Raw genomic sequence first — 15,496 nt, 5'->3', positions numbered from 1 at the left:
TTTTCATGAGAGGCTTTCGGGTAAATGATGGGGCTCGAACCCACGACCCTCGGTACCACAAACCGATGCTCTAACCAACTGAGCTACATCTACCGTGTTGGGAGTGCAAATGTAGAAATACGGGTTGGATTTTCAAAACACTTTTTTAAAGATATCGTTCAATGCCTGAAAATCAATATGAAAAAAGATGTTTTTAGGCTTTTTCAAGCAATTCCTGCTTGCTTAAGGCTACCAGATGCGCCCGGTGCTGCATTCCCCATTTGCGCAGTTCGTCTATTACATTGTCCAGCGTTTTGCTGTAGGGTGTCAATTGATAGGTGACGGTGACCGGTGTAGTATCGAACACCCGGCGGATAATAAATCCGTTCAATTCGAGGTCTTTCAATTCTTTGGATAGGATTTTGGGCGTGATGTTGCCCAGGTCGCGCTGTACTTCCTTAAAACGGCGCGGTCCGTTAAGCAGGGAAATGATGAGCGGGAGTTTCCATTTGCCGTTCAGCACGTAAAGGGCATCCTTCACTGCGTTAATGCTTGCTGTACAGGCAGCCGAGTTATGGTCGATATCGGGATTTGAAAATGTCATATATCAATAACCGCTTTTGACGGCGTAAATGTACGCACTATCCTGAATGATACCGGTATCCTTTGGGATAGTAGTATCTTTTGGATACTCGTATGTCCTAAGTTTGCCTCATAATTTAAAACACACAAAAAATGAAAGCAACAAAGATCACTTATTGGGTAACCACCGCCATAGTATCGTTAATGATGGTATTCTCGGCTTACAAATACCTTACCGACCCGGCCATCGACGCCGGTTTCAAACACATGGGTTTTGCCTCCTACTTTAGGATAGAGTTGGCCGTAGCTAAAATATTAGGTGCCATTGTACTATTGGCCCCGGTAGCTACGCGTTTTAAAGAGTGGGCGTACGCAGGGTTCGGTATCGTATTCATATCGGCTACCATTGCGCACATTGCATCTGGCGATCCTGTGCCTAACCGCGTAATGCCAATGATATTTTTCGCCCTGCTCATCGCTTCATACGTAGCCTACCATAAGTTAAAGCCAGCGGTGAGTTGATCCGTCAAAATGTGCTGATCTGCATTTGCGGTATGGTTGTTGCAAGATGTACAGCGTCGGTAGTAATGCCGGCAATATCATTTACCAAACATAACTGTTATGAAAAATCAACCCAATGCAAACAAGACCGGCAACATGCAAGGTACATCAACTGCCGACAGGGCTTTTACCAACCAGCGCGAAGAAGTGAAGTCTAAAGGTATCAGCAATGGTGGCGGCCAGCGGTCAGATCAAACATCCAGTAAAGATAGTGCCCATCAGCCTCAGCACAAAAAAGACAAATAGAACTTGATGATGCATAAGCAGATACGCCTCCTTATTTAAGGGGGCGTTCTTATTTTAATATGGCCTTGCCGGTTATTTTATTATTTTTGATGTAACATCACAGCCATAAGCGGCGTCAAAAACGCAAACACATTCACACATACTATGAGGACACTTAAAACTACTATAGCTTTACTGGCATTACTATCTGTTGCTACCGTTCAATCTTGCCGGATGCGTTGCAAACGTGGCACGGGAGACATGGCTACCGACAATCGCACAGTTGCCGCTTTTACCAACATTAATGTATCGGGCGATTATAAAGTGACCCTGAAACAAGACAGCAGTTTTAGCGTAAGCGTAACAGCAGACGATAATTTGATGGAATTTATTAAGACCGATGTAAGTGGCGACGAACTGCGCATAAAAACTACACGCAAGATCTGCAGCCGCAAGCAGATAGAGGTGGTGATAGGGGTGAAGGATCTTGAAGAATTAAAAAGCTCGGGCGCTATCGAGGTGACATCCCTGGGTAAGTTAAATGTTAAAGATCTTAGCCTGAATTTCTCGGGCGCTACCAAAGGCAACCTCGATATCAGCGCTGCCCAATTGACCACTAAAGGTTCGGGTGCTACCGAATTGACTTTGATAGGTCAGGCCAGTCGCCACATGGTTGAACTGACCGGCGCAGGTAAATTGGATGCCTTCGACCTGGTTGTAGGCACTTACGATCTGGAGACCACCGGTGCCAGCAAATGCAAGATCAATGTATTGAACGAGTTGAACGTACACACCACCGGAGCAGGCGAGATAGAATACAAAGGCCAGCCGACCGTTAACAGTAAAAAGACAGGCGCGGCATCTATCAAGCAGGTGAATTAATTTACCCGAGACCGATAAGAAATTGAACGTCCGCTATGAAAATAGCGGATGTTTTTGTATATTTGTATTACCGCCACGCACCCAATATGGTGCCCATAATGATCAGCGATACCACGCTGTATCCTCCATTAATAAAGATCAGTTTCCAGCTCTTCAGTTCAAACAAACTGTGGATCGCTATGGCGCTAAATGTCCATATCCCGGCAAGGAAACCGGCTTGTGCGCCCCAAGCAACGGTAGTTGCGGGCGTGGCTAAAAAGATGGCCAGGTTGGCCGACATCAGCAGCGAGAATACGCCGGTTAAACCAAAGATCTTGCCTTTGTTGCCTTTGGCGATCTCTTCGTCGGTAAGGTTGTTGGCGGCCATCCAGGCATTGCCAAATACGCCGCGTGCGTACCATACACCGCCAAGCATAAAGGCCGACAGCGCGGCCACCACAACGGCAGGCCAATTGATCAGTTCAGGGTTCATAGTTTAAATTGTTTTAGCGAGTGTGACGTAAATATAAGTGGTTGAGTTGGTTAAATGCAATAGCATTGGTGGCGGAGCTGATCATTTAACCACGGAGTACATAATTTTCCTCAGAGGTCACAAAGAGCTCGCCGGAAAATGCTTAGCGTTCCGTTCTCCACGTATTATGGATAGCTAACCTCGGTAAAACAAACTGTATCATAACCGAACAATTACTGTAACAGATGCGTACATCCTAATGGATTAGTACTTTGTTTAACTATCTGTAAATCAATTATATAATTACTTGGTACACGTTTTTCAGTATGCGCGTGTACATCTTAAGTCTAACGAGCGGACACTGTCCGGGAATAACATATCACATATGATCAAAAACTACTTTAAAATAGCCTGGAGGAACATCAAACGCCACAAAGGGTTTTCGCTGCTTAACGCGGGTGGATTGTCGCTTGGGATGGCAAGTTGCCTACTGCTGTTGCTTTATATCGGCTATCATCTCAATTACGATAAGCAATTTGCCGATCTGGACAGGATATACATCATCCAGAATAATCAACCCGGCGATGGCGTGATACATACCTTTACTTCCACACCTCGGCCTATGGCCCAGGCGATCAAAACACAGGCCCCGGGGGTAGAGGCGGTAGCGCGCTTTTGTAGCTACACGGCCGAAGGGCTTATAACTTATAACGACAAAGCGTTTAAAAAGAATGGTGCTTTTGTAGACAATAGTTATTTTGAAATTTTTAACTACAGATTTGTTAAAGGCGATGCCGGCAAAGCGCTGATCCAACCCAATTCTATCGTGTTGACGGAGGACATGGCCAAGATACTTTTTGGTGACGCCGACCCGATAGCCAAAGTCATCAAACGTAATGACAAGACCGAGCTGATCGTTACCGGCATTATCGAAAATTTAAAACCCAATACATCATACAAGTTCGATTATCTGTTGCCTTGGGCAGTATTTGAGAATGAGCAGGATTGGGTAAAAAATTCGGGTTGGGGCAGTAATTTTGCCCGCACTTTTGTGAAATTAAAAGATGCAGCCGGTTTCGCTCAGGCAGATGGTGTCGTTCGTAAACTTATCGCTCAGAACAATGAAGGCGACAAAGCAGTAGCCATGCTTTATCCCTACGGTAAACTGCACTTATACTCCGATTTTAAAAATGGCAAAGTCGTTGGCGGATTGATAGACCAGGTGAAAATGTTTGCGGTGTTGGCGTTAGTCATCCTGCTTATTGCCTGCTTTAACTTTATGAACTTATCTACCGCCCGTTCAGAGGAACGCGCCAAAGAGGTAGGCATCCGTAAAGCCATCGGCTCGGGCAGGCAAATGCTTATCTGGCAATTTGTAGTAGAATCGGTGATGTTATGCCTCTTTTCTATGGTCATTGCTTTGTTCCTGCTATCGGCTACCATTCCATGGTTCAATAACTTGTTAAATATCAAGTTATCATTTCCGTATGCCGACCCGCTGTTTTGGATAGGGCTGATCACGTTAGCACTTGTGACCGGTTTGGCAGCGGGCAGTTACCCGGCATTCTACCTGTCATCATTCAACCCGATAAAAGTGTTGAAAGGCACCTTTAAAGCAGGTAATAGTGGTTTGCCGGTACGTAAGGTGTTGGTAGTGATGCAGTTTGTATCTGCGGTTTTTTTGATAACTGCTACCATCTGCATCTATCGTCAGATCAAGTATGTGCAAAATAAAAGTATCGGCTATGATAAAGCAGACCTTGTACAGATCAGGGCTGAAGGTGTACTAAAAGACAAAGCCGAGTTACTGTTTGCGCAATTAAAAGCAAAAGGCGCTATCACCCATGGTACCACGCTATTACAAAGCATGACCAGCAGCGGTAACAACACCTGGAATATCAGCTGGCCGGGCAAACGCGAGGACGAGCGCATATTGTTCGACGTATTTCATGGTGGTTTCGACCTTACCAAAACTACAGGTATGAAGCTGATCGCAGGCCGCGAGTTCTCTAAGTCTTATCCTGCCGATACCGCTGGTTTTAACCTGATGGTAAATGAAGCTGCGGTGAAAGTGATGAACCTGAAAGATCCGGTAGGTGCCGTCATAAAGATGGGCGGTGCCGATGCTACTATCATTGGTGTTTACAAGGATTTTGTTTGGGGATCACCATATGATAAAATTCGGCCAATGTACACATCATGCAGTGGGTACACCGCCAGCGAGATAGTCTTGAGGTTGAACAACCAAAATAGCATACAGCAAAATTTTGAGGCAATAGAGAAAGAACTTAAAGCCATCAACCCATCATATCCGCCGGTAATACAATTTGTGGATGCCGATTTCGACAAAAAATTCCAGGCTGAACAACTGTTAGGGACTTTAGCTAACCTTTTCGGTGGGCTGGCGATCGTGATATCCTGCCTGGGCTTGTTCGGCTTGGCGGCTTACGCTGCCGAGCAACGCACTAAAGAGATAGGCGTGCGTAAAGTGTTGGGAGCCAGCGTGGGCAATGTAGTGACATTGTTATCTAAAGATTTTATCAAACTGGTAGCAATAGCCATTGTGCTGGCCGTTCCGTTGGCCATCTACGTTTTAGGAAAATGGCTGGACGGATACGAATATAGGATCAGCCTAAGCTGGTGGATACTTGCCTTAGCGGGAGCGATCACGGCTTTGATCGCCCTGATCACAGTAAGCTTCCAGGCCATCAGGGCGGCATTGGCTAACCCGGTGAAGAGTTTGAGGAGTGAGTAAGAACAGTCCGGAAGTCGGAAAGTCCGGAAGTATAAAATAAATGGCACAAATCTTCCGGACGTACGGTTTTTCCGACTTCCGGACTAAAATTAAAAATTGATGTTAAAGAACTACTTTAAAACCGCGTGGCGGAGTTTGTGGAAACATCCAAAGACCACCATCATTAATTTGCTGGGATTGACCATTGGTATTGCTGCATCGGTACTGATCGCCATGTGGGTGCAGAACGAATATAGTTTTGACCGCTACCACAAGGATGCAGACAGGATACACCGTATTACTGCCGTGCTTAAACTATCGCCGCAAGAGACTTGGGTTTGGGAAACCTCGCCGTTCAATTTGTCAGAGACTGCCAAAAAGCAGATCCCGGAGATAGAGCAGGTAACCCGGGTGACTACCGCTTATGATGGTTTGCTGATAGATATGGACGGTAAGAAACTGAAGCAGGAGAATTGCGCTTATGTGGATGAGCAGTGGTTCAAGATGTTCAGCTATGATGTTGTAGAAGGTAGCGTTGCGTCGTTCAATAAGAATACTTACGGCATGATCTTGACCGAATCGACAGCCAAAAAGTATTTCGGTAAGGCAGACGCGCTTGGAAAAACACTCAAGGTAGATAGCAATAATTACAAAGTTGAAGCTATCATCAAAGATAACCCCGCAAACTCCAGTTTCCAGTTCAATATCCTGGTGACCAATGCGGCCAGGTTAGCCGACCCCAAGCAAAAAAAGAACGACCTGTCCTGGGGTAACTATACCTATCAAACTTATCTGAAGCTGAAACCGGGCACCGATCTTAAAAAGCTGGGCAAGCAATTGACCGGTATTCAAAAAGCTAATCAAGAGTCGACTGGTACTAACTACAGTTTGATAGGGTTAAAGGATATCCATTTCGAGAGCGATCAACAGAATTCATCGTTGCAACATGGTAACGCTAAGATGGTGAAGGTGTTCGCTATCCTCGCCATTTTATTAATGGTCACCGCCTGTATCAATTATGTGAACCTGACCACGGCGAGGGCAAGCATCCGATCTAAAGAAGTAAGCGTACGCAAGATCGTAGGTGCGGGTAAGGGACATTTGTTTGGCCAGTTCATGGCCGAGTCGTTCATTGTTACGGCGTTGGCCCTGGTGGCCGCTGTAGCTGTGATAGAATTAAGTATGCCTGCCTTCAACTCGATCACCGATAAGCATTTTACCCAACCGCTGGCGGGTGCTATAGCTTGGATAATTTTGGCATCGGCACTGTTTTTATGTACGGCGTTGAACGGGCTGTATCCGGCGTTCATGCTGTCGTCGTTCAAACCGATGAATGTGTTCAGAGGTAAGAGTTTGCTGAATATCAAAGATGCGGGTATCCGCAAAACTTTGGTGGTTATCCAGTTCTCTATTTCGGTAGTGCTCATCATATCTACATTGGTCATCTACATGCAAATGCGTTTTTTAAGTAATACCGATCTGGGATATACCAAGTCGCACATATTTGTATTTACCCTGCCCTGGAAGGTGATGGGTTTTGATAGGGCAAAGACCGCCACCATGCTATCGGCCATGCGTAACGAGTTGAACCAGCAAAGCAGCATTGCTAATGTGACCCAAGCCAGCCAGAACATTGTAGAAATGCGCGGCGGTAACTCGGGAGGTTTTGACTGGGATGGCCGCGATCCTAAATTTGAGCCGCCGATGGTAGTACTATCTGCCGACGAGAATTTCAGCGCGATGATGAAGTTGAAAATGAAAGAGGGCCGTTGGTTCAACAAGTCAGATCAACACAATGTGATCCTTAACGAAACAGCCGCGCAGGTCTTCGGCTTGCGCAAACCATATATCGGTCAGCGTTTTGTTAACCGCGATGATACCGGAACAGTGGTAGGTGTGGTAAAAGATTTTCACTACCTGAGCCTGCACGATAAGATCGGACCTGTAATGATCGACAGTCACAAAGGCAACCAGGGTAGCTTCTACATCCAAACCCGGGCCGGCAACACGCCGCAAGCGCTCGAAGCCGCAAAACTTGTTTGGGAGAAATATGTGCGTGACGAACCGTTCGTTTTCAGTTTTACCGATGATAAATATAACGCCCTGTATCGCGATGACCAGCGGATATCTACCCTGATCACCCTGTTTGCGGGCATCGCCATTTTGGTTTCATCATTAGGCTTGTTAGGCTTAGCGGCATTCGCGGCACAACAAAGGATAAAAGAGATCGGCATCCGTAAAGTATTGGGCGCAAGCGTAAGCAATATCGTCACCTTACTATCAACCGATTTTGTAAAGATGGTGGTCATTGCCAGTGTGCTGGCATTCCCGGTAGCTTGGTGGGCCATGGATAAATGGTTGCAGGATTTTGCTTATCGCATCGATATCACCTGGTGGGTATTCGCGGTAGGAGCATCGGCAGCGTTAATTATTGCGCTGATCACCGTTGGCATTGAGGCAGTGCGTTCGGCGGTGGTGAACCCGGTGAAGAGTTTGAGGAGTGAATAAAAAGAAGTTCGGAAATCCGACATCCCGATAGCTATCAGGACGGAAAGTCCGGAAGTAAAACAGATAAGACAACAGCTTCCGGACTTTCGGTCTTTCCGACTTCCGGACTAAAAACTACAAAATGATAAAGAACTACATAAAAACAGCTATGCGTAACCTATGGAAAGGACGCGTATTTAACGGGATGAATTTGGTGGGCCTGTCGGTAGCCATTGCTTGCTGCACGCTGTTGTTTTTGACTATCTATTTTGAATTCTCTTTCGACGGGTTCCATAAGAACTTGCCGGACATTTATCAAACATATTTCACGGTCAACCGTGCTGAGAAAGCCGAAAAAGGGACCGCTATGCCTGTGCCGCTTGGTCCGGCACTAAAGACCGACTATCAGGACATCCAGTACATCAGCCGTATGGGTAACGGTGGTTCGGTAGTGAGGGTAGGTGATAAGCAAATCGGTCAGAGTATCCATTTTGTGGATCCCGACTTCCTGAAAATATTTACATTTCAGATCATCAAAGGCAATGAGGCTTCGCCGTTAAAGAACCTAAACGATGTGGTGATCACTGAGTATTCGGCCAAGGCGATATTCAATTCGATAGATGTTGTTGGCAAGACCATCGAATTGAACCTGACCGGCACCCCGCAAACATTTGTGGTTACCGGCGTGACCAAAGACTTTCCGCAAAATTCAAGTATCCAATTTGATATGTTGCTGCGCATGGAGAACATGCCGGGTTACCAAGGCATGCTAAGCCAATGGAATAACCAGAACCACTTGGTTTACATGAAACTGAACCCGAATGTTGACAGGGCCAACTTTGAAAAACGCTTGCAAGCATTTGTAAAGAAACACTACGCCGAGCAGATAAAAGAAGTTAAACGCGATGGCGCCCGCCCTGATGTCGATGGCAATATCATGAGCCTGAATCTGTTGCCGTTTGGCGATACGCATTTTAATACCGAGTTAGGCGGATTGGAAGGCCAATCGACCAGTAAGTCGGCGGTGATATCGCTGATGGTGATAGGTATATTTATCCTGCTGATCGCATGTATCAACTTTATTAATTTATCGGTTGCCCGTTCGTTCACCCGCGCCCGCGAAGTAGGGGTACGCAAAACGCTTGGTGCAAGCAAATGGCAGTTAGTAAGCCAATTTTGGGTAGAGACCGTATTGGTTTGTTTTGCTGCGCTGGTATTGGGGTTGGTTTTAGCTACACTTACGCTGGAAAGCTTTAAAGCCAGTTTAAAAACCAACATTACGCTAAGCATGCTGTTGCAACCCGGCCCGTTGGCGGGTATGTTGGGCATCTTTATCCTGATCACATTGGTGGCAGGTTTTTACCCCGCCTTACTGATGCAAAGGTTTAAAACGGTGCAGGTATTAAAAGGAACAGTGAACAGTGTGAAGCCGGGCAAAGTGCGGAATATTTTGCTGGTAGTGCAATTCTCGATATCTACCCTGCTGATAGTTTGTACACTGATCACCTGGCAACAGACCGACTACATGCAAAAGCAACCTTTGGGTTATAATAAGACCGAGGTGATGAGTATACCTATCGCTCGCGGTCAAGACGGTAACCAGGCTTTGCAATTGTTTAGGCATCAGCTGAATGGTGATCCTAACGTAATTGCCTTAAGTGGTTGTTACGATAACCTTGGAATGGGTAACGATGGCTCTATGCGTACATCGGTAACGGGTTTTACTTACAAGGGCCACGAAGTACGCACGACCATACAGAAGGTTGATTTTGATTACCTGAAAACACTGGATATTAAATTGACCGACGGTCGTGACTTTTCGCGGGAATTTGCCACCGACAGCAATGCTGTTGTGATAAATGAGCAGATGGCCCGTCAGATCAACGCGTCAGGAAAGGCGGTTGACCTATCGCTGCCCATGAATGAGATCCATTCCCGCGTTATTGGGGTGTTTAAAAGTTATAACTTCCGATCGTTACGCACGCAGATAGAACCGTTGACTTTAGTGTTGGACAAGAACTATCCTATCAATTATATCCTGATCAAAGTGAAACCCGGCAGTTTGATCCAGTCAATGGATGACATCACCCAAAAATGGAAAGCTACTTTCCCTACAGTCGATTTTAAGGGTAGTTGGTTAAGCGAGAACACCGAGAAACAATACCGTAAAGAAAAACGCCTGGCGACCATCTTTATCACCAGTGCGATAATCGCCATATTGATATCGTGCATCGGCTTGGTAGCCATATCCGTTATGATCATGGTGCAGCGCACAAAAGAGATCGGTATCCGCAAGGTATTAGGATCAAGCGTAACGAATATTGTGCTGTTGCTATCGGCCGATTTTGTGAAGCTGGTAGGTTTAGCGGCTTTAATATCATTCCCTATCGGCTGGTGGCTGATGCATAAATGGTTAGAGAGTTACGCCTATCGTATCGATATCCAATGGTGGGTATTCCTGATCGCCGGTGTTATGGCCGTTGCGATAGCATTCATTACGATCAGTTTCCAATCCATCAGGGCGGCGTTGATCAATCCGGTGAAAAGTTTGAAATCGGAATAAAGCCCCCCAACCTCCCCTGAAGGGGAGGAGCGATAAGGTTACCGTAAATAAATATTATTTAAATTCCTCCCTTTGGGGAGTTTAGGAGGGTTCATGTTCAAAACATACTTTAAAACGGCCTGGCGTTATTTGCTGAATAACAAGGTCACTACATTGATCAGTGTATCGGGATTAGCGGTGGGCATTTGCTGCTTTTTATTACTGGCTACTTATTTGCTGAACGAGTTACGATACGACAGGTTCCACGCTAACGCGGATCGCATTGTGCGTGTGGGTTATCATTATCAGAACGCTAACGACGCGGCATCTAACGATATGGCCATCACACCTACTGCTGTAGTTCCGGTGTTTAAAAAGGAATTTACAGAAGTTGAGGACGGTGTGCGAGTTTACGACTATTCAGGCGGTAGCCCGGCGACCATCAAATACGGCGAGAACGTGCTGTCCGAACGTAATATTCTGCTAGCAGATGATAGCTTCTTTAAGATATTCACCTTCAATTTTATTGCAGGCCGTGCGCAAACAGCCCTGGCTGAACCAAATTCGGTTGTACTGACCGCGAGTGCCGCTAAAAAGTATTTTGGCAATGATGAGCCGATGGGTAAGGTATTGATCGTAAACAAGATCAATATGGTTGTGGGCGGTGTAATAGAAGATGTGCCGGCTTATTCGCAGATCAAGTTCGATATGATGGGTAACTATCAAATTGCCGAACGGTCGAAGAATTTGCGTTGGGACTCGGCTAACGACTTTTCGTACTTCTTGTTAAAACCGGGTGCCAATGCTGATGCGCTTGGGAAGAAAATGTCCATTTATTTAAGTAACCTGCTTAAGATCGACCCAAAATCGGACGATAAAGTTTGGTTCACTTTAGAGGGATTAACTTCAGTTCACCTATATTCCAAATTAAGCGATGGGTTGGAGGCGGCCGGCAATATCAATTATGTTTACATCCTTGGTGCTGTAGCGGTTATTTTATTGGTTTTGGCCTGTATCAATTTCCTTAACCTAGTGACCGCAAAAGCTGCTGAGCGCGCGCACGAGATAGGTGTACGTAAAGTGATGGGCGCGGTGCGTAAGCAGTTGTTCATTCAATTTATCACCGAGGCTGGGCTGATCACCTTTTTCTCGCTTGCTATTGGCTTGTTATTAGTGGGGGCAAGCTTTGGCAGTTTCAGCACATTCACGGCGCAAAAAATGGGTTTTGAGACCTGGCATGCTTCGTGGTTGGTAGGCTTTATTGCCGTCCTTTTTGTGGTGGTCACTTTCACAGCAGGCACTTATCCGGCTCTGTATTTATCCGCCTTTAACCCGGTGTCAACGTTAAAAGGGAAAGGCAACAACAAGCAGGGGAGTGGTTTGCGTAAAGGTTTGGTTGTGTTCCAATTCACGGTATCGGTGTTCTTTGTGATCTGTACCATCGTTGTTGGCAGCCAGTTGCATCATATCCAAAGTATGGATACGGGTATTAACCGTTCGCAAGTATTGGTGTTGGATATTGGCGGCATGCCGTACACGCGGATCGAACCGTTTAAAGCAGCCTTAACCGGTCAATCGGGCGTGGCGAGTGTTTCAGCATCGTATGATTCTCCGGTGAATGTAAGCGGCGGATACAGCATTAACGAGGCTGAAGGTAAAACGGGTAATTTTAACCTGTCGGTCACCGCTATCCCGGTCGAAAAAGATTTTGCAAGAACGGTAGGTATTAAGATCATTCAGGGCCGTGGTTTTAATCTTACCGATGAGAAGCTGGTGACCGTGGCGGATGAAAAACAAAAAACGCATGGCTTTATCATTAACGAAACCGCTGCCAAAGCCTTAGGCTGGAAACCCGATATAGCTGTAGGCAAACGCATATCGCTGAACGGAAGGGTCGGTAACATTGCCGGCGTAGCTAAGGATTTTAACTTCGTTTCCTTGCACGAGCAGATCGGTCCGATAGTGGTTTTTACAGACTACAGCTGGTTTGGCAAAATACTGATCAAGACATCCGCAGGTAACACGGCCAATACCCTTGCCGAAATACAGACCGAATGGAAAAAGTTCTATCCCGGAAAGCCGTTTGACTATCATTTCCTTGACGCCGAATTCGATGCCATGTACAAAGCTGAAAGCCGTACCGCAAGTATCCTGAACATGTTTACCGGTGTCACCATTTTTATATCTTGCCTGGGTCTGTTCGGTTTGGCGGTATTTACCACTAAGCAACGTTTTAAAGAAGTGAGCATCCGCAAAGTGATGGGCGCGAGCGTGGTAAGCATCGTTCAGCTGATATCGTCCGACTTTTTAAAACTGGTGTTCTTCGCTGTCCTGATCGCATCGCCGCTGGCTTGGATAGTGATGGATAATTGGTTGCAGAATTTTGCTTATCGTATCAACGTCCAATGGTGGGTATTTGTAGTGGCTGGCTTTGCCGCGATACTGATCGCCTTCTTAACGGTAGGTATTCAATCCATCAAAGCGGCACTGTTAAATCCGGTGAAGAATTTGAGGAACGAATAGTGACAAGTCCGGAAGACGGAAAGTCCGGAAGTAGGAGTAAATGAGTTATATCTTTCGGACTTTCGGTCTTCCCGACTTCCGGACTTAAAAATACTACCATGTTCAAAAACTATCTTAAAATAGCCTGGCGAAGCCTACTGAGACAAAAGCTTTATAGCCTGATCAATATTGGCGGCCTGGCCGTTGGCTTGTGCGTTTGTATGCTGGTGATGCTCTACGTAGCGCACGAGTATAGTTACGATAGTTTCCATAACGGGGGTGATAGGATATTTGCGTTAGCCGGCCGTAGTACATGGAACGGCGCCGACGTTAACTTTGCCAATACCAGTTTTGGTACAGGTCCAGTGGCTAAGCAGAACAGTGCCAAGGTAGAGGGGTATATGCGGATCCATCATTTTGATGATGGGGCCATCATATCCACACCACAAAACCCAATGAATAAGTTTGCCGAGGCAGGGCTGATATCGGTCGATGACAATTTTCTCGACTTCTTTAATTTCAAACTGTTGAGCGGGGCCCCGCGGCAAGTGCTGGCAAAACCTAACGGGATCGTACTATCGGCCGATATGGCCCGGAAGTATTTTGGAGATGACGACCCGATCGGCAAGGTGCTGAACATTGGGTTAGATAGTACCTACCGCTTTGAGGTGACCGGCGTGGTGCAGACCATGCCATCGAACACCACCGTTAACTACGGCTTAATTATTCCCAACGCCGCGCTTAAAAACATTGTACAGACCAAGGATATACTGAAGCAGGTATTACCGGGCAGCGGCGATTTTAAAACCTATTTACAATTGAACGCGGCGACCGATACCCTTCCGGTAAAGAATGCGCTGGCATCGGTGCTTAAGCAAAACCAGGCTTCGTTAAATGATAAAATAACCTTTACGCAGCTACCTGCCATACACGTGCAGGACGAGGTATTCGGCGATCATGCTAACATTAAATATTTAAAGATATTCCCTTTAGTAGCGGTTTTGGTTCTGTTGCTGGCCTTGGTCAATTATATGAGTTTGGCTACGGCGCGCGCATCGGTGAGGGCTAAAGAAGTTGGGGTAAGAAAGGTTAACGGCGCGGCGCGATCATCGATTGCTTTGCAGTTCTATATCGAGTCGGCTTTGTACGCCCTGATATCATTTGCGTTGGCTTATCTGCTTTGCTATTTGGTCGCGGATAAATTTATGGCCATTTTGGATCTTAAGATAGATACATCATTCTTGTACAGCGCCAAGGTCATCCTGATCATGGCCGTTCTTTTAGCGTTGACGGTATTGATAGCGGGTAGCTACCCCGCTATTGTCCTATCATCATTTAAGCCCGTTATCACCTTAAAAGGCAGCGGTCAAGGCAGCAAGGGTATTACGGTACGCAAGGTGTTCACCACATTACAATTTGCTACTTCGGTCGGCTTGATCATTTGCGGGATCATTATTAATAGACAGCTTTTCTTTTTTAAGAATAGGGATACGGGAGTTAATCGCGAAAATGTGTTAGTAGTACCTGTTAAAAAGAATTTGGCGCCTCAATACCAAAGTTTTAAAAAGGAGGTGTCGGCATTGGCAGGTGTGAGTAGTGTGGCATCGGCCAGTATCCCGTTATACAGTTCGTTCGGGATCCAATTCGCTAAAAATAACAACCGAAATACTGTACTATTCTCTATGGTGGTCGATAAAGCATTCATCCCGCAACTGAACATCAAGTGGAAAGTACCGCCAGTCGACCAGGATGCAATTTCCACCCTGGATAGGATAGTGATCAATGAAACTGCCGCCGCCAAACTCGACATAAAGGGCAACCCGATAGGGCAGACAGTGGATGCTAACCGCAAGTTCCAGATTGCGGGTGTGATCAAAGACCTGAACATGAATTTGCTTCGGGACATCAGCCCGATGTGTATCATCGTCATGTCTGACGAAAATTTGCACATGGCCTATACGGAAGGCTATGCCTACATCAAAGTGAAACCAAATGTAAATATGTCGGCTATGCTGGTCAAGATCAAACACGTCTACCAGCAATACGATAAAGAGAGCCCGTTCGACTACAAGTTTTTGGATGATGTTTATAATAAGCAGTACAAAGCCGAGGAGCGGCTGTCCGATCTGTTCAGCTATTTTATGGTCGTAACGATCGTTCTTGCAGCCTTAGGTCTATTCGGGTTGGCAGCATTCACTATCGAACAACGTACCAAAGAGATAGGCATACGCAAGGTTTTAGGTGCCGGGCTGGCATCGATCAACGGATTGCTTTCTATCGATTTTTTAAAGTTAGTGCTGCTATCTATCGTCATCGCCTCGCCAATAGCATGGTGGGCTATGAATAAATGGCTGCAGAACTTTCAGTATCGTATCACTATACAATGGTGGGTATTTGCTGCGGCTGGTTTAGTTGCTGTTGTAGTGGCATTGGTTGCTATCAGTTATCATTCAGTAAAGGCTGCATTGGCAGATCCGGTGAAGAGTTTGAGAAACGAATAGAAAAGTCCGGATCCCGATAACTATCTGGACCGAAAGAAGGAAAGTTCGAG

Annotated in this window: 10 protein-coding genes and 1 tRNA gene; 8 read left to right on the top strand and 3 right to left on the bottom strand. The window is 46.1% G+C overall.

Translation table 11 applies throughout. The annotated features are described in order from the left end of the window. Positions 1 to 19: 19 nt before the first annotated feature. Both IRJ16_RS02085 and IRJ16_RS02080 read right to left on the bottom strand, forming a co-directional pair. A tRNA-His gene (locus tag IRJ16_RS02085) sits at positions 20 to 93 on the bottom strand. A gap of 100 nt (positions 94 to 193) precedes the next feature. Continuing rightward, positions 194 to 583 (bottom strand): winged helix-turn-helix transcriptional regulator, encoded by a 390-nt coding sequence (locus tag IRJ16_RS02080; protein ID WP_194109854.1) that lies wholly within the window; start codon positions 581 to 583, stop codon positions 194 to 196. A 131-nt stretch (positions 584 to 714) separates the two neighbouring features. Here IRJ16_RS02080 and IRJ16_RS02075 point away from each other — a divergent pair, with 131 nt between their 5' ends. The 3 genes from IRJ16_RS02075 to IRJ16_RS02065 all read left to right on the top strand — a co-directional run bounded on the left by IRJ16_RS02075 (position 715) and on the right by IRJ16_RS02065 (position 2,229). Next, positions 715 to 1,083, top strand: coding sequence for a DoxX family protein (locus IRJ16_RS02075; RefSeq protein WP_194109853.1), 369 nt, complete (start codon positions 715 to 717; stop codon positions 1,081 to 1,083). Between the two features lie 99 nt (positions 1,084 to 1,182). Then, positions 1,183 to 1,368, top strand: coding sequence for a hypothetical protein (locus IRJ16_RS02070; protein ID WP_194109852.1), 186 nt, complete (start codon positions 1,183 to 1,185; stop codon positions 1,366 to 1,368). A 144-nt stretch (positions 1,369 to 1,512) separates the two neighbouring features. After that, positions 1,513 to 2,229, top strand: a complete 717-nt coding sequence (locus IRJ16_RS02065) for a head GIN domain-containing protein (protein WP_194109851.1) — start codon at positions 1,513 to 1,515, stop codon at positions 2,227 to 2,229. Positions 2,230 to 2,296: 67 nt separating this feature from the next. Here the strand turns inward: IRJ16_RS02065 and IRJ16_RS02060 are convergent, their stop codons facing one another. After that, a complete protein-coding gene (locus tag IRJ16_RS02060) occupies positions 2,297 to 2,701 on the bottom strand; it encodes a DUF1761 domain-containing protein (protein ID WP_194109850.1) in 405 nt (134 codons plus the stop codon). 364 nt (positions 2,702 to 3,065) lie between these two features. On the opposite strand from IRJ16_RS02060, the gene IRJ16_RS02055 reads away from it, so the two are divergent. The 5 genes from IRJ16_RS02055 (at position 3,066) to IRJ16_RS02035 (ending at position 15,446) form a co-directional block, all read left to right on the top strand. After that, positions 3,066 to 5,435: an ABC transporter permease gene (locus IRJ16_RS02055; RefSeq protein WP_194109849.1), complete on the top strand. Its 2,370-nt coding sequence runs from the start codon at positions 3,066 to 3,068 to the stop codon at positions 5,433 to 5,435. A 99-nt stretch (positions 5,436 to 5,534) separates the two neighbouring features. Beyond that, positions 5,535 to 7,922, top strand: coding sequence for an ABC transporter permease (locus tag IRJ16_RS02050; protein WP_194109848.1), 2,388 nt, complete (start codon positions 5,535 to 5,537; stop codon positions 7,920 to 7,922). 121 nt (positions 7,923 to 8,043) lie between these two features. After that, a complete protein-coding gene (locus tag IRJ16_RS02045; protein WP_194109847.1) occupies positions 8,044 to 10,464 on the top strand; it encodes an ABC transporter permease in 2,421 nt (806 codons plus the stop codon). A 93-nt stretch (positions 10,465 to 10,557) separates the two neighbouring features. Then, positions 10,558 to 12,966, top strand: a complete 2,409-nt coding sequence (locus tag IRJ16_RS02040) for an ABC transporter permease (protein WP_194109846.1) — start codon at positions 10,558 to 10,560, stop codon at positions 12,964 to 12,966. A gap of 98 nt (positions 12,967 to 13,064) precedes the next feature. Continuing rightward, complete coding sequence (locus IRJ16_RS02035) at positions 13,065 to 15,446, top strand: ABC transporter permease (RefSeq protein WP_194109845.1); 2,382 nt, start codon at positions 13,065 to 13,067, stop codon at positions 15,444 to 15,446. The last annotated feature ends 50 nt before the right edge of the window (positions 15,447 to 15,496 follow it).

This window comes from Mucilaginibacter myungsuensis, from assembly GCF_015222005.1.
GTDB lineage: Bacteria > Bacteroidota > Bacteroidia > Sphingobacteriales > Sphingobacteriaceae > Mucilaginibacter > Mucilaginibacter myungsuensis.
Note: the sequence above shows the minus strand (reverse complement) of the source record. Positions and strands in the feature narration are given on the sequence as shown.

Excerpts from the sequence above, each read along its gene's own strand:
- IRJ16_RS02080 (WP_194109854.1), bottom strand. The coding sequence starts at position 583 with ATGACATTTTCAAATCCCGATATCGACCATAACTCGGCTGCCTGTACA.
- IRJ16_RS02075 (WP_194109853.1), top strand. The coding sequence starts at position 715 with ATGAAAGCAACAAAGATCACTTATTGGGTAACCACCGCCATAGTATCG.
- IRJ16_RS02070 (WP_194109852.1), top strand. The coding sequence starts at position 1,183 with ATGAAAAATCAACCCAATGCAAACAAGACCGGCAACATGCAAGGTACA.
- IRJ16_RS02065 (WP_194109851.1), top strand. The coding sequence starts at position 1,513 with ATGAGGACACTTAAAACTACTATAGCTTTACTGGCATTACTATCTGTT.
- IRJ16_RS02060 (WP_194109850.1), bottom strand. The coding sequence starts at position 2,701 with ATGAACCCTGAACTGATCAATTGGCCTGCCGTTGTGGTGGCCGCGCTG.
- IRJ16_RS02055 (WP_194109849.1), top strand. The coding sequence starts at position 3,066 with ATGATCAAAAACTACTTTAAAATAGCCTGGAGGAACATCAAACGCCAC.
- IRJ16_RS02050 (WP_194109848.1), top strand. The coding sequence starts at position 5,535 with ATGTTAAAGAACTACTTTAAAACCGCGTGGCGGAGTTTGTGGAAACAT.
- IRJ16_RS02045 (WP_194109847.1), top strand. The coding sequence starts at position 8,044 with ATGATAAAGAACTACATAAAAACAGCTATGCGTAACCTATGGAAAGGA.
- IRJ16_RS02040 (WP_194109846.1), top strand. The coding sequence starts at position 10,558 with ATGTTCAAAACATACTTTAAAACGGCCTGGCGTTATTTGCTGAATAAC.
- IRJ16_RS02035 (WP_194109845.1), top strand. The coding sequence starts at position 13,065 with ATGTTCAAAAACTATCTTAAAATAGCCTGGCGAAGCCTACTGAGACAA.